The following is a 22,059-nucleotide window of genomic DNA, read 5'->3' as shown; positions in this document are numbered from 1 at the left end:
GCACCTCGGTGCCGTCGAAGTCGACCTTCTGGCCGGCCTTGCGGGGGTTGACCCCGCCCACGATGTTGGTGCCCGAGGCGAGCATGCGCCGGGTGTGCTTGGTGCCCTCAGAGCCCGTCATGCCCTGCACCAGGATTCTGCTGCCGCTGTTCACGAAGATGGCCATGTGTGTTCGTACGCTCCCGTCGAGGGTGTCCCGCCGCTGTCAGTTCGCGGCCGCGAGCTCGGCGGCCCTGGCGGCGGCGCCGTCCATGGTGTCCACCTGCTGCACGGCCGGGTGGGCGCGCCTGGTGAGGATCTCGCGGCCCAGCTCGGCGTTGTTGCCGTCCAGGCGCACGACCAGCGGCTTGCCGAGCTGGTCGAAGCCCTCGTCGCCGCTGCGGCCCTCCAGCATGTCCAGGGCCTGGACGATGCCGTCGGCCACGGCGTCGCAGGCGGTGATGCCGCCGAAGACGTTGACCAGGACGCTCCGGACCGAGGGATCGCCCAGGACGATCTCCAGGCCGTTGGCCATGACCTCGGCCGAGGCCCCGCCGCCGATGTCCAGGAAGTTGGCGGGGCGCACCCCGCCGTGCGCCCCGCCCGCGTGGGCGACCACGTCCAGGGTGGACATGACCAGGCCCGCGCCGTTGCCGATGACGCCGACCTCGCCGTCGAGCCTGACGTAGTTCAGGCCCCGGTCCCTGGCCAGGCGCTCGCGCTCGTCGGTGTCGGCGCCGTCGGTGAACGGTGTCCGCTCGGGGTGGCGGAAGGCGGCGTTCCCGTCCAGGGTGACCTTGCCGTCCAGGGCGACGATCCGCCCGTCGGCCGTGCGGACCAGCGGGTTCACCTCGACGAGGGTGGCGTCCTCCCCGACGGCGACCTCCCAGAGCCGCGTGATCACCTGGGCCGCGCAGTCGCGCACCTCCTCGGGCAGCCCCGCCGCGCGGCAGATCGCGAGGGCGGCCCCGTGGTCCACCCCCTCGGGGCCGACCGGGGTGCGCACGACCGCCTCGGGCCGGGTCCGGGCGACCTCCTCGATGTCCATGCCGCCCTCGGCGGAGCAGATGGACAGGAAGGTGCGGTTCGCGCGGTCCAGCAGGAAGGAGAAGTAGTACTCCTCCGCGATGTCGGAGGCCTCCTCGACCAGGACGCGGCGGACCGTGTGGCCCTTGATGTCCATGCCGAGGATCTGCTCGGCCCTGGCCCGGGCGTCCTCGGGGCCGTCGGCGACCTTGACGCCGCCGGCCTTGCCGCGACCACCGGTCTTGACCTGCGCCTTGACCACCACCCGGTGGCCGATCCGTCCGGCCGCCAGCTGGACCTGTTCGGGGGTGTCCGCGATCTCGCCCTCGACGAGGGGGACGCCGTACTCGCCGAAGAGCTGTTTGGCCTCGTACTCGTGCAGATCCACCGGGCCTCCTCACGTGCGTGGTTCTCGGTCACCTCCAGTGTTACGCCATACTGTATGCAGTATGCAATAGCCCTTGGGGCAGAAATGTGTCCCCGGTCACCCCTTTTCAGATGGGCGCGCTCTTTGCATACTGCATACAAGGAGGTGTCGTCATGCGCAGCCGCCGCCAGGACCCCGATCAGCCCCCCTCCACCCGCCCCTCCCCCGAGGAGGTGCGCGACTGGCGCGGCAGGAGCTACGCCGTGGGCCCCTCGGCCCGCGCGCTCACCGGCCGGTCCCGCCGCGTGATCCTGCTCCGCGCGCTGACCGCCGCGGCCGCGGTCGGCGGACTCCAGTTCGGCTACGGCGCCGCGGTGCCCTCCCTGATGGCCGCGCACGGCTGGTCCCCCGCCCAGGCGCTGGTCCCGTTCCTGGTGTGGACCCTGGTGCAGGGCGCCTGCGCACCGGCGCTGCACCGGCTCCGGGCCCGGGGAGCGGTGCGGGCCGGACCGGCCGTCCAGGCTGGCGCGCTGCTGTGCGCCGCCGCCCTGGTCGCGCTCGGCGTCCTCCCGTCGCTGCCCGCCGCCGTCCTGGGCTACGGCCTCCTGGGCGGCCTGGGCGCGGGTCTGGTCTACCACTCCTGCACGCACCTGGTGGACGGCTGGTTCCCGGACCGGCGCACCGTGCGCTCGGGTGCCGTGGGCGGCGCCTTCGCCCTGGGCTGGGTGCCCCTCCTGCCCGCCGTCGCGGTCGGCGTTCCTCCCTCCGCCCTGCCCGCCGCCTGCGGGGCGCTCGCCCTGCTGGTCGCGGTCCTGGGGCTGGTGGGCGGCGCCGGGCAGCGGTCGGCCCCGCCCCGGTGGTGGCCGCCCGGCTCCGACCCGCGCACGAACGCGCTGCTGGCGTGTGCGGACCCCCCGTGGGCGCGCGATCTCACCCCGGCCCAGGCGTGGTCCTCCGGCCGCTCCCTGCCGCTCCTGCACGCGGTGGTCGCGCTGTCCGGGGCGAGCGGGCTGTTCACCCTCGCGGCGCTGCCCGTCCTCCTGGCGGGCGGCGGCCACCCGGGCGCCGCGGTCGCCCTGTCCGTGACGGCCTTCGCCGCGGGCAGCGGCCTGGGACGGCTGGCCGCGGGCGCCGCCGCCGAGCGGACCGGGCGCAGGCGCACCCTCACCGCGCTGCTGGCCGCCGGAGCGCTCGCACAGGCCGGCCTGGCCGCCGTCGTCCCGACCGGACAGACCGCCGTACTGGTGCTCCTCGCGCTGGTGGCGGGCGCGTGCACCGGTTCCTGCTACCCGCTGACCCGGGCGATCACCGAGGGCCACTTCGGGCCGCGGTGGACCGCCGACATCCACGGCCTGGTCTACAGCTCCAAGGCGGTCGGCGGCCTGCTCGGGGTCGGCGGGGCCGCACTGTTCCTGGCCCTGGCGCCGGCCTCCGCGTGGCCCGCGGGCCTGGCCGCGTCCGGCGCGCTCTGCGCCGCGGCGGCCGTCCTGGCGGCCCTGCTCAGGCGTCCGCTTCCGGTCCGGACCACACCCGCCCCACACGGGGTCTGGACAGCGACGCGGCACCGTGCTCCAATGTGATGCACACGGTATACAGTATCCCGCCTACAGAACACAGACACACCGCAGAAGCCACCGAAGGACACATCCCGCACACCCGCACACCCGCACACCCGCACGAAAGGGGTCGGCGTACCGATGGCCGACAAGGCAACCAGCGAGTCCACCAGCAGCGAGAAGACCACGATCTCCGGCGGCCACCTGGTCGCCAAGGCCCTCAAGGCCGAGGGGATCGACGTCATCTTCACGCTCTGCGGCGGACACATCATCGACATCTACGACGGATGCGCCGACGAGGGCATCGACGTGGTCGACGTGCGACACGAGCAGGTCGCCGCGCACGCCGCCGACGGCTACGCCCGCATCACCGGCAAGCCCGGCTGCGCCGTCGTGACCGCCGGGCCGGGGACCACCGACGCGGTCACCGGCATCGCCAACGCCTACCGCGCGGAGAGCCCGATGCTGGTCATCGGCGGCCAGGGCGCCCTGAGCCAGCACAAGATGGGCTCGCTCCAGGACCTCCCGCACGTGGACATGATCAACCCGATCTCCAAGTTCGCCGCCACCGTGCCGCACACCGAGCGGGTGGCCGACCTGGTCTCGATGGCCTTCCGCGAGGCCAACAGCGGCGCCCCCGGCCCGGCCTTCCTGGAGATCCCCCGGGACGTCCTGGACGCCGAGGTGCCCCTGGAGCGGGCGCGGATCCCCGCCAAGGGCCGCTACCGCGCCTCCACCCGGCAGGCGGGCGACCCCGCCGCGATCGAGCGGCTCGCCGACCTGATCGTGCGCTCCGAGCGGCCCAGCATCCTGCTCGGCAACCAGGTGTGGACCACCCGGGCCACGCAGTCCGCCACCGACCTGGTGCGCGCGCTCAACATCCCCGCCTACATGAACGGCGCGGGCCGGGGCACCCTGCCGCCCGGCGACCCGCACCACTTCCAGCTCTCCCGGCGCTACGCCTTCACCAACTCCGACCTGATCATCATCGTCGGCACCCCCTTCGACTTCCGGATGGGCTACGGCAAGCGCCTCTCGCCCACCGCCACGGTGGTGCAGATCGACCTCAACTACGCCACCGTCGGCAAGAACCGCGACGTGGACCTGGGGATGGTCGGGGACGCCGACGTGATCCTGTCCTCGGTGCTCCAGGCGACCTCGGGCTACGGGGACAACGGCGCCCAGAGCCGCAAGACCTGGATGGAGGAGCTGCGCAACCAGGAGCAGGCCGCGCTGGACAAGCGCGCGCACCTGCTCACCTCCGACTCCACGCCCATCCACCCCTACCGGCTGGTCAGCGAGATCAACCAGTTCCTCACCGAGGACTCCATCTACGTCGGCGACGGCGGCGACGTCGTCACCTTCTCCGGCCAGGTGGTCCAGCCCCGCTCGCCCGGCCACTGGATGGACCCGGGCCCGCTCGGCACCCTGGGCGTGGGCGTCCCGTTCGTGATGGCGGCCAAGTACGCCCGGCCGGACAAGGAGGTGGTGGCCCTCTTCGGCGACGGAGCGTTCAGCCTGACCGGCTGGGACTTCGAGACCCTGGTCCGGTTCGACCTGCCCTTCGTCGGCATCGTGGGCAACAACTCCTCGATGAACCAGATCCGCTACGGCCAGATCGCCAAGTACGGCGCGGACCGGGGCGAGATCGGCAACACCCTGGGCGACGTCAACTACGCCGAGTTCGCCCGGATGCTGGGCGGCCACGGCGAGGAGGTCCGGGACCCGGCGGACATCGCCCCGGCGCTGCGCCGCGCCCGCGAGTCCGGCAAGCCCTCGCTCGTCAACGTCTGGATCGACCCCGAGGTCTACGCCCCGGGGACGATGAACCAGACCATGTACAAGTAGCGCGGACCAGGAAGGGAAGAGTCATGGGCAAGGCACTCGACGGGGTCCGCGTCCTGGACATGACCCACGTCCAGTCGGGCCCGTCGGCGACGCAGATACTCGCCTGGATGGGCGCCGACGTGGTCAAGGTGGAGGCGGTCACGGGTGACATCACCCGGCGCCAGCTCCGGGACAAGCCCGGTGTGGACAGCCTCTACTTCACGATGCTCAACTCCAACAAGCGGAGCGTCACCCTCAACACCAAGAACCCCCGGGGCAAGGAGATCTTCCTGGACCTCGTGCGCCGCAGCGACGTGCTGGTGGAGAACTTCGCCCCCGGCGCGCTGGACCGCATGGGCTTCACCTGGGAGGTGCTCGCCGAGGTCAACCCGCGGCTGGTCTACGCCTCCATCAAGGGGTTCGGCCCCGGCGCCTACGCCGACTTCAAGGCCTACGAGGTGATCGCCCAGGCGATGGGCGGCTCCATGAGCACCACCGGCTTCGAGGAGGGCCCGCCGCTGGCGACGGGCGCCCAGATCGGCGACTCGGGCACGGGAATGCATACAGTAGCCGGTATCCTCGCCGCGCTGTACCAGCGCACCAACACCGGCCGGGGTCAACGCGTCCAGGTCGCCATGCAGGACGCGGTGCTCAACCTGTGCCGGGTCAAGCTGCGCGACCAGCAGCGCCTGGCGCACGGGCCGCTGGCGGAGTACCCCAACGACGACTTCGGCGACGAGGTCCCGCGTTCCGGCAACGCCTCCGGCGGCGGCCAGCCCGGCTGGGCCGTGCGCACCTCCCCCGGCGGCCCCAACGACTACGTGTACGTCATCGTCCAGCCCACCGGCTGGGAGCCGATCACCCGGCTCATCGGCCGCCCCGAACTGGCCGAGGACCCCGAGTGGGCCACCCCCGAATCCCGGCTGGACAAGCTCGACAAGGTGTTCGCCCTCATCGAGGAGTGGGCCGTCCAGATCCCCAAGTGGGACGTACTGGCCGCGCTGAACGCGCACAACATCCCCTGCGGGCCGATCATGTCCACCCGCGAGATCATCGACGACCCCACCCTGCGGGCCAACGGGGTCGTCACCACCGTCGAGCACCCCGAGCGGGGCTCCTACGACACGGTGTCCTCGCCGATCCGGCTCTCGGACTCACCGGTGGACGTCGTCCGCTCCCCGCTGCTCGGCGAGCACAACGCCGACGTCTACGGCGGCGAACTGGGGCTGTCCGACGAGGACCTGGCCGAACTCGCATCGAACGGAGTGATCTGAACACATGGCCGCCTACACCCCCGACCGCCCCGACCACGACCGCGCCGCGGTCCGCGAGGTGCTCGACCGCGCCAAGGCCGAGGGCCGGACCGCCCTCACCGCCCCCGAGGGCCGCGTCCTCGCCGACGCCTACGGCATCCCCGTCCCGGGCGAGGCGCTGGCGCACTCCGCGGAGGAGGCCGCCGAACTCGCCGGCGAACTCGGCCTGCCGGTCGTCGCCAAGATCGTCTCCCCCGACATCCTGCACAAGACCGACGCGGGCGGCGTCGAGGTCGGCCTGGACAGCGCCGAGAAGGTCGCCGAGGCCTACCACCGCATCACCGCCAACGCCCTGGCCCACACCCCCGGCGCACGCGTCGACGGCGTCCAGATCCAGCAGCAGGTCGGCGGCGGGCCGGAGGTCGAGGTCCTCGTCGGCGCGACCACCGACCCCACCTTCGGCAAGATCGTGGTCTTCGGCCTGGGCGGCGTCCTGGTCGAGGTCCTGCGCGACGTCACCTTCCGGATGGCCCCGGTCTCCCGCGGGGAGGCGCTGACCCAGATCGACGACATCCGCGCGGCCGAGGTCCTGCGCGGCGTGCGCGGCCGCCCCGCCGTGGACCGGGAGCGGCTGGCCGACGTGGTCAGCAGGCTGTCGGACCTGGTCACCGACTTCCCCGAGATCGCCGAGGCCGACCTCAACCCGGTCTTCGCCGGGCCGTCCTCCGCCGTGGCCGCCGACCTGCGCTTCGTCCTGGACTTCGCGCCCGCCGAGCCGCCCGTGCGGTTCGAGCGCGACGAGATCCTCGCCGCGATGAACCGGGTCTTCAAGCCGCGGTCGATCGCGATCGTCGGCGCCTCCAACGAGCCCGGCAAGATCGGCCACTCCGTCATCAAGAACATCGTCGACGGCGGGTACGCGGGCGAGGTGTACCCGGTCAACCCCAAGTCCCCCGAGGTGTACGGCCGCACGGCCTACGCGAGCGTCCTCGACATCCCCGGCGAGGTCGACGTGGCGGTCTTCGCGATCCCCGCGAAGTTCGTGGCGGGCGCCCTGGAGGAGGTCGGCGCCAAGGGGGCCGCCGCGGCGGTCCTCATCCCCTCCGGGTTCGCCGAGACCGGCGAGCAGGAGCTCCAGGACGAGGTGCTCGCCGTCGCCCGCAGGCACGGCGTACGCCTGCTCGGGCCCAACATCTACGGCTACTACTACACGCCCGAGAAGCTGTCGGCGACGTTCTGCACCCCCTACGACGTCAGCGGCGGCACCGCCCTGACCTCGCAGTCGGGCGGGATCGGAATGGCCATCCTCGGCTACAGCCGCAGCACGAGCACCGGCGTCTCGGCCATCGTCGGCGTCGGCAACAAGGCCGACATCGACGAGGACGACCTGCTCACCTTCTTCGGCCAGGACGAGAACACCAACGCCATCGCCATGCACCTGGAGGACCTCAAGGACGGCCGCGCCTTCGTCGAGGCCGCCCGCGAGGTCGTGCCGCACAAGCCCGTCATCGTGCTCAAGGCCGGGCGCACCGACGCCGGGGCGCGGGCGGCCGGGTCGCACACCGGCGCGCTGGCGGGCGACGACAAGGTCTACGACGACATCCTGCGCCAGGCGGGCGTGGTCCGGGCCCCCGGGCTCAACGAACTGCTGGAGTTCGGCCGCGCGCTGCCGGTCCTGCCCACCCCCAAGGGCGAGAACGTCGTCATCATCACCGGCGCGGGCGGGTCGGGCGTGCTGCTCTCCGACGCGGTCGTGGACAACGGGATGAGCCTCTACGAGATCCCGCCGGACCTGGACGCCTCGTTCCGGGCCTTCATCCCGCCCTTCGGCGCCGCCGGGAACCCGGTGGACATCACCGGCGGCGAGCCGCCCTCCACCTACGAGGCCACGATCCGCCTGGGCCTGGAGGACGAGCGGGTGCACTCGCTCATCCTGGGCTACTGGCACACCATCATCACCCCGCCGATGGTCTTCGCGAAGGTGGTCGCCGACGTGGTGGCCGAGGCCAGGGCCAAGGGGATCGACAAGCCCGTGGTCGCCTCGCTCTCGGGTGACACCGAGGTCGAGGAGGCCTCGCGCTACCTGTTCGACCACGGCGTCGTGGCCTTCCCCTACACCACCGAGAAGCCGGTGCAGATTCTCGGCGCGAAGTATCGCTGGGCCCGCGCCGCGGGACTACTCTGACCCAGTGCCCGGTCGGTGCTCCGGCCCCGACCGGGCCCCGTACCAACGCGCACCACCCCTGAACCCGGCGGCCATGGAGCCGCCGCCACACGGCCGCCGGGACCCCCACCGCGCAACACAGCCACTGCGCCGCGGTGACCTCGCCCGTGCGTCCGGCAGAGAGGAGTCCGCACCACCCGGGGGCGCCATGCCAGCAACCAGCTCGCATCCGCACAGCCCACAGGGAGTTCCCAGCCATGGATTCCTCACGCCCCGAGACCGGCGGCACGCCCGAACCGGTCCGCCAGTCCCCCACCGACGCACAGCCACCCTTCGTCCCCGCCCAGCGGCAGGCCCCTCCCCCCGAGGCCGAGACCGCCTCCACCGCGACCGCCTCCGGCGGCGCTCCGCCCGAGGAGCGCGTGTGGAAGGCGGGCCGGCTGGAGCCGATGCCCATCCGCCCCCTGCCCAAGGCGCCGCCCTCGATCCACATCCTGGGCCCCACCGTGTTCCTCGTCGCCCTCGGCGTGGGCATGGGCGAGTCCTACATGTGGCCGAGGCTGGTCCTCGTCTTCGGCCCCGAGATCCGCTGGCTGTTCCTGGTCGGCGTCACCCTCCAGGCCGTGGTCATGCTGGAGATGTCGCGCTACGCCATGGCCACCGGGGAGAGCATCTTCTACGGCGCCGCGCGCGTGTTCAAACCACTCATGTGGTTCTTCTTCATCACGGCGATGATGGTCTACATCTGGCCGGGACACCTCTCCGCGGGCGCCTCGGCCTTCGAACGGGTGACCGGCATCCCGTGGCAGGTGACAGCGGTCGCCGGGATGCTCCTGGTCGGTGTGGTGTTCACACTGGCGAAGGTCATCTACAACCTGCTGGAGAACGTGCTGTCGATCTGTATCGGCGTGCTGGTGGTCGGCAGCGCCGTGATCGCGGCGATCGTGGGCGACCTGTCCGACCTGACGTCCACCCTCAGCGGGATGTTCGCGTTCGGCTACCTCCCGGCGGAGGCCACCACGGCCCTCTGGTTCCCCGTGATCGTCGGCTCCATCGCCTTCGCCGGACCCTCCGGCATGCAGCAGATGTGGTACACCCTGCACCTGCGCGACAAGGGCGCCGGGATGGGCTCGCACATCCCCAAGATCCGGGGCCTGCGGCACGCGGGCGAGCAGGAGGCCATGCCCACGCGCGGCTTCATGTTCGACACCTCCGACGCCGCGGAGATGGAGAAGTGGAAGGGCTGGCGGCGCTGGGTCACCTTCGACGCGATGGTCCTGTTCTGGGGCATCACGATGCTGGTGACGATCTCCTTCACCGTGCTGGCCCAGGCCTCGGCCCGCTTCGACCCGAACGTGACCGACCTGCTGCGCGACGGCGACCGCGACGCCGCCCTGGACGCCATGGCGGCCTCCTTCTCGGCGGCCGGAAGCCCGGTCCTGGGCACGGTGTTCTTCTGCTTCATCGCGCTCATCGGCCTCAACGCCACGCTGGGGCTGTTCGACTCCTTCTCGCGCGGCCAGGCCGACATGACCTTCAACTTCGTGCCGGGCGCCAAGAAGGTCGGCATGTCGAAGCTGTACGCCCTCTTCCTGTGGGGCCTGATCATCTTCGGCATCGTCATCCTGCTCTTCGGCCCCGCCGACGGCCCGACGGCGATCCTGGACGTGCTGGCCTTCCTGTCGGCGTTCGCGATGGGCGCCTACTGCGTGGTGCTGCTGCTGGTCAACAACATCACCCTGCCCAAGCCGATCCGGCCGGGCATCCTCTCCAACGCCGTCATCGCCTTCGCGGCGGTGTTCTACCTCGGCGCCCTGTTCTACTCGCTGTTCGCCTTCGGGGTCGTGATCGACTGATGAGCGCCCAGGAAACCCTCCCCGGGGGGAGGCCCCTGCTCGACCACGTGGAGATCACGCTGCCGGGCGCGCTGATCGGCGTCGTGGCCGGTCTGTTCGCCACGGCCGTCGCGGTGATGGCCGGACTGCCCCCGGGGGTCACCCTCGCCCTCGCGGCCGGCCTGGGGGTGCCCCTGGCCCTGTTCGGCGCCGGGTACTGCGTGCTGCTGGCACGCGGTGTCTTCCAGGTCGGCGCGGTGGCGCCCATGGCTCTGTACTGGCTGGTGGGGTTCCCCCTCGCCCGGCTGATCGACTCCTACGCCGTGGCGTGGGCGCTCGGCGACGACACCGTGCTGGGGGAGCCGCTCCTGTCCTTCCTGGCCCTCCAGGCGATGCTGAGCCTGGGGTTCACGATCGGCTTCCTGTGGCTCCACGAGAGGATCGCGCCGCACTGGCTGCTCCGCGTCCGAGGCCACAACCCCGTGGCGGCGTCCCTGGTCGAACGCTATCTGGAGCACGCCGCCCACCTCGACCGGCGTCGGGGCGGTCCCCGCCGCGGCGCCCCTCGGACCCCGTCGCCCTGAGCGGCGCGGGGTCGTTCCCGTAACGACGGCGAGGGCCGGGCACCGCGCGGTGCCCGGCCCTCGCCGTCGTGTACGCGCTCCCGGAGGGAAGGGAGACCGCCCGTCCGGGGGACCATCACCGTGGGGACGGGTCCGGAGGAGCATGTCCACAGGACTCCGTGTGTCCCCGTTGGGTAAGTGGGCGTAGGCCCACACCGGTGGTCACCGTGATCCTTCCTTCCTCCTCGGTACGAAGACGACCAGGAGTCCCACCCAGAGCACCGCGCCGAGTCCCAGGGTCGCCGCGACGGACAGCACCTCCGTGAGCGCCAGGGCGACGAGGGTGACGGCGACCGCGACGGCGGAGACAACAGCGATGACGGTTCTGGCCCGGCTCCTCATGGTTTCCTCCACGGAATTCAGATGAATTTCCTTCGGGGTGCGGGCGTCACCATAAAAATTCGTGGCCATGGCTTCCCGCGCGAAGTCCATGTTGAGCCGGGCCGACCGGGTTCCGCGAGTGCCGTTTGTCATGACCCTTTCGCCCATGACACATGTAATAAAAAACCATTGCAATCAGCACTGGAGAAGGACCGCACAGGGCCAGAAAATGGCACCATGGAACCGACCATCGAAACCAGTGCGATAGAAGTCACCGACCTGTGGCGTCGCTACGGGACGGGAAACAGGGCCTACGACGCCGTCAGAGGGGTGTCGCTCAGCGTGGGAAAGGGCGAGCTCTTCGGCCTGCTCGGGACCAACGGGGCCGGGAAGACCTCCACGATCGAGCTGCTCGAAGGACTGGCCCAGCCCTCGCGGGGGGAGATCCGCCTGTTCGGCCGGTACGACCCCGTGCGGGACCGGTCCTCGGTCCGCCCCCATACCGGGGTCATGCTCCAGCAGGGCGGATTCGCCGAGGAACTCACCGTCGCGGAGACCGTCAGGCTGTGGGCCGGCTGCGGTTCCCGAGCGCGTTCCGTGGAGGACGCCGTCGCCCTCGTGGGGTTGGAGCACCGGGCGAGGGTCGCCGTGAAGAACCTGTCCGGAGGCGAACAACGGCGACTGGACCTCGCGCTGGCCACGCTCACCGAACCGGCTCTGCTCTTCCTGGACGAGCCCACGACGGGTATGGACCCGGAGGGGCGCAGCGAGACCTGGCGCATCATCCGGGGCCTCAAGGACATGGGCACCACCATCGTCATGACCACGCACTACCTGGAGGAGGCCGAAGCCCTCGCCGATCGCATCGCGATCATGCACCGGGGCCGGATAGCGGTCGAGGGCTCCGTTCCCGACATTGTCGGCGGCTTCCCGTCGTCACTCACTTTCACCCTGCCCGCCGGTTTCACCGCGGATGACCTTCCGCCTCTGGAAGAATTGGCCGCGAAACTCGATCATGTTCGGGACAACAGGGTGCGTCTGGTCACGGACCAGTTGCAGCACACGGCCACGGAGGTGCTCGCCTGGGCTCGGGACAGGGGGATACCCCTGACCGGACTCGACGCGCGCTCCGCCTCGTTGGAGGAGGCGTTCCTGCACATCGCGAACAATGATCTGGCCGAGGAAGCGAGCCCCACCTCATGAGTACCACCAGCCAGCTCACTGCCCTGGGGCGCGCGGAAGCCTCGCTCTTCTTTCGGATCAAAAGCAACTTTCTCAACGTCCTCCTCATCCCGGCGATGGTGCTCGCCGTGCTGGTCGTTTCCATGACCCGTTTCGACCTGGACGCTCTGAACCTGTCGCTGGGACCGGTCATGCTCGCCAGCGCGGCGGGCGTGATCCTGGTCTTCTCCCTGTACGTACCGCTGACCACGACCTACGTCGTTCGGCGGGAGGAGCGACTGCTCAAGCGGCTTCGAACGGGCGAGCTGTCGGACCTGGCCATCCTGATCGGCACGGCCCTGCCCGCCATCGTGATCGCCGTCGTCCAGTTCCTGCTGGTCGCCGTGATCGTCGTGCCGCTCACCGGGGCGGGACTGCCGAGCGCTCCGCACCACCCGTTGGTCGCGGTCCTGCTGGGAGCGCTCTTCGCCGCGGCGCTGGCCGCCTTCTCCAGTGCCGGTGCCCGCAACTCGGAAAGCGTCCAGGTCGTCATCCTCCCGGGGCTGGTGCTGCTGCCCACGACCTCCGGGGCCTTCTTCCCCCTGGAGGCCATGCCGCAGGCCGTACAGGAGGTGTGTTACTGGATGCCGTTCACCCCGATGGTCGACCTGGTCCGCGCGGGGTGGCTGGACACCCTCTCCGTGGCTGAGGCACTCCAACGGACAGGACTGCTGCTCGGATGGACCCTCCTCGCCGTCGTGGCGGCACAGCGCTGGTTCCGCTGGGAGTCGCGTGTCTGATGGGCCCGATCGACGAGAACGGTCTCCAGCGCACGGAGGTGGGAACCCGGTACGCGTTGGCCGTACCCCTGTGGGTGGTGATCGCCGTGTTCGTCTGGGCCGTCTCCAGCGCCTCGGCCCCGCCCGCTCCCGTGGCGTGGACCGCCGTGGCCGTGTACGTGGCACAGGCTCTCGCGGCCACGGTGGTGGCCGCCCGTTCGCTGGGCGGCCGTACCCCGTCCCCACCCCACCACGTCCGGATCTCGGTGGGGATAGCGGCGCTCACGTTCGCGGAGCTCGGCGCTCTCGCGGTGCTGGCCGCCGAGACGTCGTCGACCGGATTCACCCCCTATGCCATGGTGGCGCTGGCCGTGCTGCCCACGGCCGTGGTGTGGGCGTCCGCCCCGTGGACCGTCGTGGTCGCGCTGGCCGTGGCGAGTGCGCTCGCCTCGGCCGCGTACCCCGAGCCGCTGTCGGCCCTGGCCGCGACGGCGGGCTCCTGGGCCTTCGGCGTCCTCACCGTGCGTCTGTTCGGCTGGAGCGTGGACGTGGCACGGCGGGTGGAGGCCGCCCGCCAGCTCGAATCACGGCTCGCCATCGCCGAGGAACGGCTCCGGTTCGCCCGCGACCTGCACGACACACTGGGACGCACGATGACGGTGATCGCGCTCAAGAGCGAACTCGGCGCGCGCCTGAGCGACGACCCCCGGGTGCGCGCCGAACTGGAGGAGGTGCAACACCTGGCACGGGAATCACAGAAGGAGATCCGCGCGGTGGTGCGCGACTACCGCGACACCAGCCTGGTGGCGGAGCTCAACGGGGCCCGTTCCGTCCTGTCCGCCGCCGGCGTCGTCTGCCGGATCAGGGACGAGAAGCCGGTCGAGCTGGAGACCGCGGAACAGTCGTTGTTCGGGTGGGTGGTCCGTGAGGGGGTCACCAACGTGATCCGGCACTCCCGGGCCTCCTACTGCACCATCACTCTGGGAGTGGAGGACGGCGAGGCCACCATGCACATCGTCAACAACGGCGCGCACGCGGAACGGCCCACTGGTGAGGGCACGGGGGCGGGGCTCGACGGACTAGCCCAGCGGCTCGCCGTGCGCGGGGGGACTCTGAAGGCCTACCGCGCGTCGGACCGGACCTACCACCTCATCGCTCGTGTACCTCAGCGTCGGGAGACATCGTGATCAGAGTTCTCGTGGCCGAGGACGAACACCTCATCCGGGAGGCGATGGTGGCCCTCCTCGTACTCGAACCGGACCTGGAGGTCATCGCCCAGGCGGCGTCCGGGCACGAGGCGGTCGCGATGGCACGGGAGCACGGCCCCGACGTGGCCGTTCTGGACCTCCGGATGCCCGGGCTGGACGGCATCGCCGCGGCGAAGACGATCATCCGCCACAACAACGGCTGCCGTACCCTCATCCTGACCAGCCACGGGCTGCCCGGCCACCTCAAGCGCTCCCTGGAAGCGGGGGTGAAGGGGTTCGTCCCCAAGATGATCTCCGCGGCGAAGCTCGCCGACGCCATCCGCGCCGTACACGGAGGGGACCGCTACATCGACCCGTCGTTGGCCGCCGACGCCATCTCGGCGGGCGACTCGCCGCTTTCCGCACGTGAGGCCGACATCCTCGCGCTGGCCGCCGACGGCGCCACGGTGAACGAGATCGCCCAACGCGCCTCCCTGGCCCCGGGGACGGTCCGCAACTACCTTTCGTCGGCCGTCACCAAGCTGGAGGCGAACAACCGGCACAGCGCGGTCCACATCGCCCGCTCGCACGGCTGGATCTGAGCCTCCCGTCCGCACGGAGCGCCCGTGCGATCCGCCGTCGCGGACGCACGGGCGACAGCGGTACTAGTGCAGGAGCTTGAGCCCCACGACGCCCGAGACGATGAGCACGAGGCACAGCGCCTTGGGCCAGCTGAAGCCCTCGCCGAGGAAGAACATGCCCACCAGCGCGGTGCCGACGGCGCCGATGGCCACCCACACCGCGTAGCCGGTCCCGACGGGGATGGTGCGCAGCGCGTAGGCCAGCCCGGCCATGCTCAGGAACAGGGTGACCCCGAAGGTCACCGACGGCCACAGGCGGGTGAAGCCCTGCGACGCGCTGAGCGCGATGGCCCACGCGGTCTCCAGGAACCCCGAGACCACCAGAACGATCCAGGCCATGATGCCTACCTCCGTGACGTGTGACGTGCGCTTCCCAACGCGCCGTCTTGTCGTCACCGGGTACGGCGCACCTCGTCCGGGGGTATCGCGGAACGCGCCGACGCGGGTGCCCGCGACGGCGGTGATGGTGCACAAGCTACAACGCCCGGAACCGGACGGGGGTTCCGGGCCCGGTGGAGGCGTGTCCCACCCGCCGGGCACCGCCCGGATCCCCCGTCGGGCGCCGGGCCTGCCCACGTGGACAGGTCCCACGCGAGCGGGTCCCGGCGGCACGGAGGCCGGGCGGCACGGCCCTCGGGCGCTTTCCCGAACGCGGGAACCCCCGCGACACGGCGGTTCCCGCACGGCCCGGCCCCTGTACGGCGCGTACGCCACGGGGCCCGCGGTCTGGACCGGAACCGCTCGGCGACCGTTCGACGCGCCAGACGACCGCTCACCGCGCGCTGGGCGACCGTTCGACGCTCCTCCCCCGCGTTCGGCGCGCGTGCGCACGGGCCCCCTGCTGCGCGGTAGTGCCGCTCCTTACAGTTCCTCGTAACGCAGATCACACCAGAGCGGCACCGCCGCCGGACGCACGCCAATCCCCCCGGAGGTACACCCACCATGTCAACAGACCGGCCAACGAAGGACCCGGCCCCGCCGCCCGAGGGCAACGGGAACGGCGACGCGATCTCGACCGAGGCCTACGTCACCATGCACGGCGACCCGCGCTTCACCGAGCTCAAGCGGCGGCTGTACAGGTTCGTCTTCCCGGTGAGCCTCGCCTTCATGGCGTGGTACCTGCTCTACGTGCTCATGTCCGCCTTCGGCCGCGACTTCATGGGCGTCGTGCTCTTCGGCAACGTCAACGTCGCACTGGTCTTCGGCGTCCTCCAGTTCCTGTCGACCTTCGGGATCGCCATCCTGTACACGAACTACGCGCGCCGCAGGCTCGACTCCCAGGCGGTCGAGCTGCGCGACGAGCTCCACTACAGCGCGGCGAACAAGGAGGGCGGCCGATGAACCTCGCCCAGGAAGCTGTCGAGACGGTCAGCGACAGCAGCCGCACCATCACCATCGTCCTCTTCGTCCTCATGATCGCGGCCACGCTCGGCATCACCGTCTGGGCCAGCCGCAGCACGCGCTCCGCCACCGACTTCCACTCGGGCGGGCGCGGCTTCTCCCCGCTCCAGAACGGCCTGGCGATCGGCAGCGACTACATGTCCGCCGCGTCCTTCCTGGGCATCGCGGGCATGATCTCCCTGTTCGGCTACGACGGCTTCCTCTACTCCATCGGGTTCCTCGTCGCCTGGCTCGTCGCCCTCCTGCTGGTCGCGGAGCTGCTGCGCAACTCCGGCCGCTACACCATGGGTGACGTGCTGTCCTACCGGATGCGGCAGCGCCCGGTGCGCACCGCCGCGTCGGTCTCCACGATCGTGGTGTCGATCTTCTACCTGCTGGCGCAGATGGTCGGCGCGGGCGCGCTCATCGCCCTGCTGCTGGGCATCCAGCCCGGGCAGACCTTCATGGGCATGGACGCCGACACCGCCAAGATCGTCGGCATCGTGGTCATCGGCCTGCTGATGACGATCTACGTGACCTTCGGCGGCATGAAGGGCACCACCTGGGTGCAGATCATCAAGGCCCTCATCCTCATGGTGGGCGCCGCCCTGCTCACCCTGCTGACCCTGTCCCTGTACGGGTTCAACCTCGGCGCCCTGATGAGCGACGCCGCCGCGGCCAGCGGCCAGGAGGGCTTCCTGGAGCCCGGCCTGCGCTACGGCGTGGAGGTCGCGGGCGACCCGCTCCAGACCCTGTGGAACAAGCTGGACCTGATCAGCCTGGGCATGGCCCTGGTGCTGGGCACCGCGGGCCTGCCGCACATCCTCATCCGCTTCTACACCGTCCCCGACTCCCAGAGCGCCCGCAAGTCGGTCAACTGGGGCATCGGCCTCATCGGCACCTTCTACCTGATGACCCTGGTGCTGGGCTTCGGCGCGGCGGCCATCGTCGGCCACGAGGCCATCACGGCCCAGGACGGCGCGGGCAACACCGCGGCCCCGCAGCTGGCCCAGGTGGTCGGCGAGCGCATCGGCGGCGAGATGGCGGGCGCGGTCCTGCTGGCGATCATCGCCTCGGCGGCCTTCGCGGCCATCCTGTCCACGGTGGCGGGCCTGGTCATCGCCTCCTCGTCCTCCATCGCGCACGACTTCTACAACTCGGTCCTGCGCAAGGGCAGGGCCACGGGCGCGGAGGAGGTCCGGGTCGCCCGCCTGTCCGCCCTCGGCGTCGGCGTGGTAGCGATCCTGCTGGCCGTGTTCGCGCAGAACCTCAACGTGGCCTTCCTGGTCTCGCTGGCGTTCGCGATGGCGGCCTCGGCGAACCTGCCGACCCTGCTGCTCAGCCTGTTCTGGAAGAGGTTCAACACCCGCGGCGCCCTCGCGGGCATCTACGGCGGCCTGATCAGCGCCGTGGCCCTGGTGTTCTTCTCGCCGGTGGTCTCCGGCAGCGAGACCGCGCTCATCCCGACCGCGGACTTCGCCTGGTTCCCGCTGCCCAACCCGGCCCTGGTGTCGGTGCCGATCAGCCTCCTGTGCGCGATCGTGGGAACCCTGTCGTCCAAGGAGCGCGACTTCGACAAGTTCGCCCAGCTCCAGGTCCGCGCCCTGACCGGCGCGGGCGCGGAGAAGGCGGCCAACCACTAGGGACCACCAGCTCGGGGCCGTCGGCGGCCCACTCCAACCGGGAGCCCACCCTTCTCCCGGCACGGCCACCGCCCCGAGCACTCCCCCGGGCCCGCCACCGCTCCCGGTGGCGGGCCCGGCTCCTGCCCGCGGCGCGAGCGCGCATTTGCGTCACGATCCGAAAGGTGACCCCGACCACGTGAGCACCGACACAGTTCGCTGGGATAGGGTCGTTACGTGTCATACCGGTGGCTGTCGCGGGTGTCCTCCCCCTCCCGACGTCGCCCAGCGTCCTCGGAGCAGCGGGCGAGCGTCGAGTTGATGCGCCAGGTCCACGCCCTCGGCGTCGATCTCCGGGACGGGCTGCACGGCAGGAGGGTCTCCTCGGCCGCCAGGCGGCTGCGCCAGCTCCTGGCCGTCGACGGCGTCGTGCTGGCCGACCTGGACGGTCCGGTCGCCGCGCACGGAACCCGCCCCGCCCCGTCCGAGGTCGAGGGGCTGCTCTCCCAGGTCTTCGAGTACGGCAGCAACGCCCGCGTGCGCCTGCCCGACGGCACGTCGGTGTGCGCGGTCCCCCTGACCGTGGCCGACGAGCTGTCCGGCGCCCTGGTGGCCTCGGGCCACCCCGTGGAGGCCGACGTGGAGGCCGCCGCCGCTCTGGTCTCCGACTGCCTGGACCACGCGGCGCTGCGCAGGGCCCGCGCGCGGATCGCCGCCGCCGACCTGCGCACCCTGCGGGCGCAGATCTCCCCCCACTTCGTGCACAACGCCCTGGCGGTGATCGCCGCCCTGGTGCGCACCGACCCCGACCGGGCCCGCCACCTGCTGTCGGACTTCGCCGACTACCTGCGCTACGGCTTCTCGGAGAAGGGCGACTACGCGACCCTCTCGGAGGAGCTGGAGGCCACCCAGACCTACCTCGAACTCCAGCGGGCCCGCTTCCACGACCGCCTGGACATCACCGTGCGGATGGCCCCCGAGGTGCTGCCCGTGGCCATACCGTTCCTGGTGGTGCAGCCGATCGTGGAGAACGCCATCCGGCACGGGCTGGAGCGCAAGGAGGGCAAGGGCCACATCAGCGTCTCCGGTTTCGGTGAGGGTCCGCTGTGCGTCATCGAGATCGAGGACGACGGGGTGGGCATGCACCCCGACCTGGCCCGGGCCCTGCTGGCGGGCACCGGCCCGGAGTCGCGCAGCGTCGGCCTGGCCAACGTGGACCAGCGGCTGCGCGCCGTCTACGGACCCGAGTACGGTCTGGTGATCGAGACCGCGCTGGGGGAGGGGACGAAGGTGACCGTGCGTGTGCCCAGGTTCACCAGGGGGGTGGTGGCGCGTTGAAGCCCGAACTTCGGGTGCTGGTGGTCGAGGACGAGGCCTCCACCCGCCAGGAGATGGCGTCACTGCTCGGCGACATGCCCGAGGTGGCGGAGGTCCTGGTGGCCGACAACGGCGCCACCGCGGTGCGGCTGCTGGGGACCACCACCATCGACGCCGCGTTCCTGGACATCCTCATGCCCGGCCTGGACGGCATGGACGTGGCCCGGGTGCTGAGCGTGCTGTCCGAGCCCCCGTCCATCGTGTTCGTGACCGCCTCCGAGGCCCACGCCGTGGAGGCCTTCGGCATCGGCGCCGTGGACTACCTGCTCAAGCCGATCCGGCCCGAGCGCCTGGCCGAGGCGGTGGGCCGCATCGCGCAGCTGCGCAGGCCCGGCGGCGGGGCCCCGCCCGCCGAGGACCTGCACGTGGTGCAGATCGACACCGGCAGGCGCACGGTGTTCGTCAAGCGCGACGACGTGCAGTTCGTGGAGGCCCAGGGCGACTACGTGCGCCTGCACACCTCCGACGGCGGCCACCTCATCCGCCTGTCGCTGTCCTATCTGGAGGAGGTGTGGGCCTCGGCCGGGTTCGTCCGGGTCCACCGGGGGTTCCTCATCGCCATCCCGTGGGTGCGCGACCTGCGGGTGACCTCCTCGTCCGGTCTGGTGGCGGGCACACCCGCCGGTGACGTTCCGGTGAGCCGCCGCCACGGCCGCCACCTGCGCGCCCAGCTGCTGGAGGCGGCCCGCCGCGACCAGCTCGGCCGGTCCGCGAACGCCCAGGGCGGTCCCGCCTCCCGGTCGCGGGACGGTGAGGGCGAGCAGGCGCCATGAGTCCGCGCCGCGAGAAGCTGACCAGCCCGCAGACCCGCATCGCGCTGGCCCGGGGCAACCGGCCCGCGCAGCACCTGCTGCCGATCCCGGAGCCGGTGGACACCGAGGCGGCCCGCGCGCTGTTCCGCGCCCAGCGGCGGACCGCCGTGCGCACCGTGGCGGTGCTGTCGGCGCTGCTGTTCGGGATGAGCGGCGCGTTCGCGCTCTTCCCCGCGCTGGGGGAGATCCGGCCGGGCGGCGTCCCGCTGTCGTGGCTGCTGCTGACGGTGGCGATCTACCCGATGCTGTTCGGTCTGGCGCTGTGGCACGTGCGCTCGGCCGAGCGGATCGAGGACCGGGCGGAGAGCGCCGCTGACCGGGCGGGGGCCGCGGGTACTCCGGAGCGCGGCAGCGGACGGCGCGGCGGGCCCGGCCGCGGGGAGCACGGCCGGGACCCCGGACGCACGGGGGGACCGGGACGCGCGAGCGGTGAGGACACGGGGCGCACGTGGTGATCGCGGTCCTGGCGATCGGGCTGGTCCTGCTCACCAGTCTGGTCATCGGCGTCTACGGGGTGCGGGCTGCCCGCTCGACCTCCGACTTCCTGGTGGCCTCACGGCGGGTCTCCCCCAACTGGAACGCGATGGCGATCGCCGGGGAGTACCTGTCGGCCGCCTCGGTGCTGGGGCTGGCGGGACTGCTGCTCAAGAACGGACTGGGCACCATGTGGTACGCGGTGGGGTTCGCCGCGGGCTACGTGGCGGTGGTGGCGCTGGTGGCCGGTCCCATGCGCCGGTCGGGGGCGTTCACCGTGCCCGACTTCGCCGAGTACCGCCTGGGCGCGCCGCGCCTGCGCAAGCTGTGCGGCTGCGTTGTGCTGGTGATCATGCTGCTGTACCTGGTGCCCCAGTTCAAGGGAGCCGGTGTGGTGCTGGCCCTGGTCAGCGGCACGCCGTACTGGGTGGGGGTGCTGCTCGCCGGGCTGGTGGTGAGCGGGTCGATCGCGGCCGGGGGGATGCGGTCGGCGACCTACGTGCAGGCCTTCCACTACGTGGTCAAGCTGGCCTTCATCGCCATCCCCGCGGTCTACCTGGTGGCGCACGCCGGTCCGCAGACCCGGGCGGAGGCGCTCAACCCCGAGTGGGGCACGCACTTCCCCGAGGCGACCCCGGTGGAGTTCACCGTGGGGACCCGGTTCAGCCTGGACGAGCCGGTGACGGTGACCACCTCCGGGGGCGAACAGGTGGAGTTCGCCGCCGGGGAGCACACCGTGGAGGCGGGCACCGAGTACGTGTTCCCCGAGGGGGCGACCATCCCGCGCCCGGCGGGGCTGCCGGAGCTGGGCAGCGAGCGGTGGAGCTCGCCGCTGCTGGACGTGGGCGGATACCCGCTGTTCGAGACGTGGTCCACGCTGCTGGCGATCACGCTGGGCTGCATGGGGCTGCCGCACGTCATCATGCGCTTCCACACCAGTCCGACGGCGCGGACGGCGCGCCGGGTGGCGGTGGGCGTGATCGCCCTGCTGGGGCTGTTCTACCTGTTCCCGACGGTGTACGGGCTGCTCGGGCGGGTGCTCACCCCGCACCTGGTGCTGCTCCAGGGCACCGACACGGTCGCGGTGGTGCTGCCCGCCCAGGCGGTGCCGGGCTCGGTGGGGACGGTGCTGACGGCGCTGGTGGCGGCGGGGGCGTTCGGCGCGTTCCTGTCCACCTCCTCCGGGCTGCTGCTGGCCCTGGCGGGCGGGCTGTCGCACGACCTGTTCCAGGGCAGCGTGCCGCGGCTGCGCCTGGCGGTGGCCGTGGGCGCGTGCGTGGCGGTGCTGCTGGCGCTGCCCGCGCAGATGATCGACATCAACGTGCTGGTGGTGTGGGCGTTCACGGTGGCGGCGTCGACGTTCTGCCCGCTGCTGGTGCTGGGCATCTGGTGGCGGCGGCTGACCCTGCCCGGAGCCGCGTCCGGACTGATCGTGGGGGCCGTGACCGCGACCGGCGCGGTGGGGTGGTCGATCCTGCTGCCGCCCCCGGTCGGGTGGCTGGCGGTGCTGCTGGGGCAGCCGGCGGCGTGGACCATCCCGCTGGCCTTCGGGACGATGGTGCTCGTCTCGCGGCTGACCAGGCCGCCGGACTGGGCCGAGCACGCCGTGCTGCGCCTGCACTCCCCCTGACCCCCAGCCGTGATCTTGCTACCAGTGCCACTCTCGGCGCCGAAA

19 protein-coding genes, 1 pseudogene and 1 riboswitch are annotated in these 22,059 nt (G+C 71.5%); of the genes and pseudogenes, 16 read left to right on the top strand and 4 right to left on the bottom strand.

The window, feature by feature from the left end; all coding sequences use genetic code 11:
• Both HGB44_RS02215 and sucC read right to left on the bottom strand, forming a co-directional pair.
• Window positions 1-166: pseudogene (locus HGB44_RS02215) on the bottom strand (succinate--CoA ligase subunit alpha); the annotation flags it as partial.
• Window positions 167-205: 39 nt separating this feature from the next.
• On the bottom strand, window positions 206-1,393 hold the full coding sequence (gene sucC, locus HGB44_RS02210) for an ADP-forming succinate--CoA ligase subunit beta (RefSeq protein WP_061079384.1): 1,188 nt from the start codon (window positions 1,391-1,393) through the stop codon (window positions 206-208).
• A gap of 152 nt (window positions 1,394-1,545) precedes the next feature.
• Between sucC and HGB44_RS02205 the strand changes: the two genes are divergently transcribed.
• The 6 genes from HGB44_RS02205 (at window position 1,546) to HGB44_RS02180 (ending at window position 10,591) form a co-directional block, all read left to right on the top strand.
• Window positions 1,546-2,952, top strand: a complete 1,407-nt coding sequence (locus tag HGB44_RS02205; RefSeq protein WP_061079385.1) for an MFS transporter — start codon at window positions 1,546-1,548, stop codon at window positions 2,950-2,952.
• Between the two features lie 117 nt (window positions 2,953-3,069).
• Window positions 3,070-4,776 carry a thiamine pyrophosphate-binding protein gene (locus HGB44_RS02200; RefSeq protein WP_061079386.1) on the top strand — a complete coding sequence of 569 codons (1,707 nt, stop codon included), beginning with the start codon at window positions 3,070-3,072 and terminating at the stop codon, window positions 4,774-4,776.
• A 23-nt stretch (window positions 4,777-4,799) separates the two neighbouring features.
• Window positions 4,800-6,029: a formyl-CoA transferase gene (gene frc / locus HGB44_RS02195; protein ID WP_061079387.1), complete on the top strand. Its 1,230-nt coding sequence runs from the start codon at window positions 4,800-4,802 to the stop codon at window positions 6,027-6,029.
• Between the two features lie 4 nt (window positions 6,030-6,033).
• A complete protein-coding gene (locus tag HGB44_RS02190; protein WP_061079388.1) occupies window positions 6,034-8,193 on the top strand; it encodes an acetate--CoA ligase family protein in 2,160 nt (719 codons plus the stop codon).
• 236 nt (window positions 8,194-8,429) lie between these two features.
• The gene (locus HGB44_RS02185) at window positions 8,430-10,028 is read left to right on the top strand and encodes an Nramp family divalent metal transporter (protein ID WP_061079389.1); all 1,599 of its coding nucleotides are present in this window, start codon (window positions 8,430-8,432) and stop codon (window positions 10,026-10,028) included.
• Window positions 10,028-10,591, top strand: a complete 564-nt coding sequence (locus HGB44_RS02180) for a hypothetical protein (protein WP_061079390.1) — start codon at window positions 10,028-10,030, stop codon at window positions 10,589-10,591. Before HGB44_RS02185 ends, HGB44_RS02180 begins: the two co-directional genes overlap by 1 nt.
• A gap of 201 nt (window positions 10,592-10,792) precedes the next feature.
• Here the strand turns inward: HGB44_RS02180 and HGB44_RS02175 are convergent, their stop codons facing one another.
• Window positions 10,793-10,972, bottom strand: coding sequence for a hypothetical protein (locus HGB44_RS02175; protein ID WP_168443883.1), 180 nt, complete (start codon window positions 10,970-10,972; stop codon window positions 10,793-10,795).
• Window positions 10,973-11,188: 216 nt separating this feature from the next.
• Here HGB44_RS02175 and HGB44_RS02170 point away from each other — a divergent pair, with 216 nt between their 5' ends.
• The 4 genes from HGB44_RS02170 to HGB44_RS02155 are packed head-to-tail and all read left to right on the top strand — an operon-like array spanning window position 11,189 to window position 14,680.
• The gene (locus HGB44_RS02170; RefSeq protein WP_061079392.1) at window positions 11,189-12,154 is read left to right on the top strand and encodes an ABC transporter ATP-binding protein; all 966 of its coding nucleotides are present in this window, start codon (window positions 11,189-11,191) and stop codon (window positions 12,152-12,154) included.
• Entirely contained in the window at window positions 12,151-12,912 is a 762-nt protein-coding gene (locus HGB44_RS02165) for an ABC transporter permease (RefSeq protein ID WP_061079393.1), read from the top strand. Before HGB44_RS02170 ends, HGB44_RS02165 begins: the two co-directional genes overlap by 4 nt.
• Window positions 12,912-14,078, top strand: coding sequence for a sensor histidine kinase (locus HGB44_RS02160; RefSeq protein ID WP_061079394.1), 1,167 nt, complete (start codon window positions 12,912-12,914; stop codon window positions 14,076-14,078). The genes HGB44_RS02165 and HGB44_RS02160 overlap by 1 nt, the downstream gene beginning before the upstream one ends.
• Complete coding sequence (locus HGB44_RS02155; protein WP_061079395.1) at window positions 14,075-14,680, top strand: response regulator transcription factor; 606 nt, start codon at window positions 14,075-14,077, stop codon at window positions 14,678-14,680. Before HGB44_RS02160 ends, HGB44_RS02155 begins: the two co-directional genes overlap by 4 nt.
• Window positions 14,681-14,743: 63 nt before the next feature.
• Here HGB44_RS02155 and HGB44_RS02150 read toward each other — a convergent pair whose 3' ends face one another.
• A complete protein-coding gene (locus tag HGB44_RS02150) occupies window positions 14,744-15,058 on the bottom strand; it encodes a DMT family transporter (protein ID WP_061079396.1) in 315 nt (104 codons plus the stop codon).
• A gap of 36 nt (window positions 15,059-15,094) precedes the next feature.
• A riboswitch (guanidine-III (ykkC-III) riboswitch) is annotated at window positions 15,095-15,162 on the bottom strand.
• A gap of 499 nt (window positions 15,163-15,661) precedes the next feature.
• On the opposite strand from HGB44_RS02150, the gene HGB44_RS02145 reads away from it, so the two are divergent.
• The 6 genes from HGB44_RS02145 to HGB44_RS02120 all read left to right on the top strand — a co-directional run bounded on the left by HGB44_RS02145 (window position 15,662) and on the right by HGB44_RS02120 (window position 22,014).
• The gene (locus tag HGB44_RS02145) at window positions 15,662-16,060 is read left to right on the top strand and encodes a DUF485 domain-containing protein (protein ID WP_061079397.1); all 399 of its coding nucleotides are present in this window, start codon (window positions 15,662-15,664) and stop codon (window positions 16,058-16,060) included.
• Window positions 16,057-17,742 carry a solute symporter family protein gene (locus tag HGB44_RS02140; RefSeq protein ID WP_061079398.1) on the top strand — a complete coding sequence of 562 codons (1,686 nt, stop codon included), beginning with the start codon at window positions 16,057-16,059 and terminating at the stop codon, window positions 17,740-17,742. Before HGB44_RS02145 ends, HGB44_RS02140 begins: the two co-directional genes overlap by 4 nt.
• Before the next feature lie 300 nt (window positions 17,743-18,042).
• Window positions 18,043-19,059, top strand: a complete 1,017-nt coding sequence (locus HGB44_RS02135; protein WP_061079399.1) for a sensor histidine kinase — start codon at window positions 18,043-18,045, stop codon at window positions 19,057-19,059.
• Window positions 19,056-19,871 (top strand): LytR/AlgR family response regulator transcription factor, encoded by an 816-nt coding sequence (locus tag HGB44_RS02130; protein WP_061079400.1) that lies wholly within the window; start codon window positions 19,056-19,058, stop codon window positions 19,869-19,871. The genes HGB44_RS02135 and HGB44_RS02130 overlap by 4 nt, the downstream gene beginning before the upstream one ends.
• Window positions 19,868-20,365 carry a hypothetical protein gene (locus HGB44_RS02125; protein WP_061079401.1) on the top strand — a complete coding sequence of 166 codons (498 nt, stop codon included), beginning with the start codon at window positions 19,868-19,870 and terminating at the stop codon, window positions 20,363-20,365. The genes HGB44_RS02130 and HGB44_RS02125 overlap by 4 nt, the downstream gene beginning before the upstream one ends.
• The gene (locus HGB44_RS02120; protein ID WP_061079402.1) at window positions 20,359-22,014 is read left to right on the top strand and encodes a sodium/solute symporter; all 1,656 of its coding nucleotides are present in this window, start codon (window positions 20,359-20,361) and stop codon (window positions 22,012-22,014) included. The genes HGB44_RS02125 and HGB44_RS02120 overlap by 7 nt, the downstream gene beginning before the upstream one ends.
• Window positions 22,015-22,059: the final 45 nt, after the last annotated feature.

This window comes from Nocardiopsis alborubida (assembly GCF_012396365.1).
GTDB classification, from domain to species: domain Bacteria; phylum Actinomycetota; class Actinomycetes; order Streptosporangiales; family Streptosporangiaceae; genus Nocardiopsis; species Nocardiopsis alborubida.
Note: the sequence above shows the minus strand (reverse complement) of the source record. Positions and strands in the feature narration are given on the sequence as shown.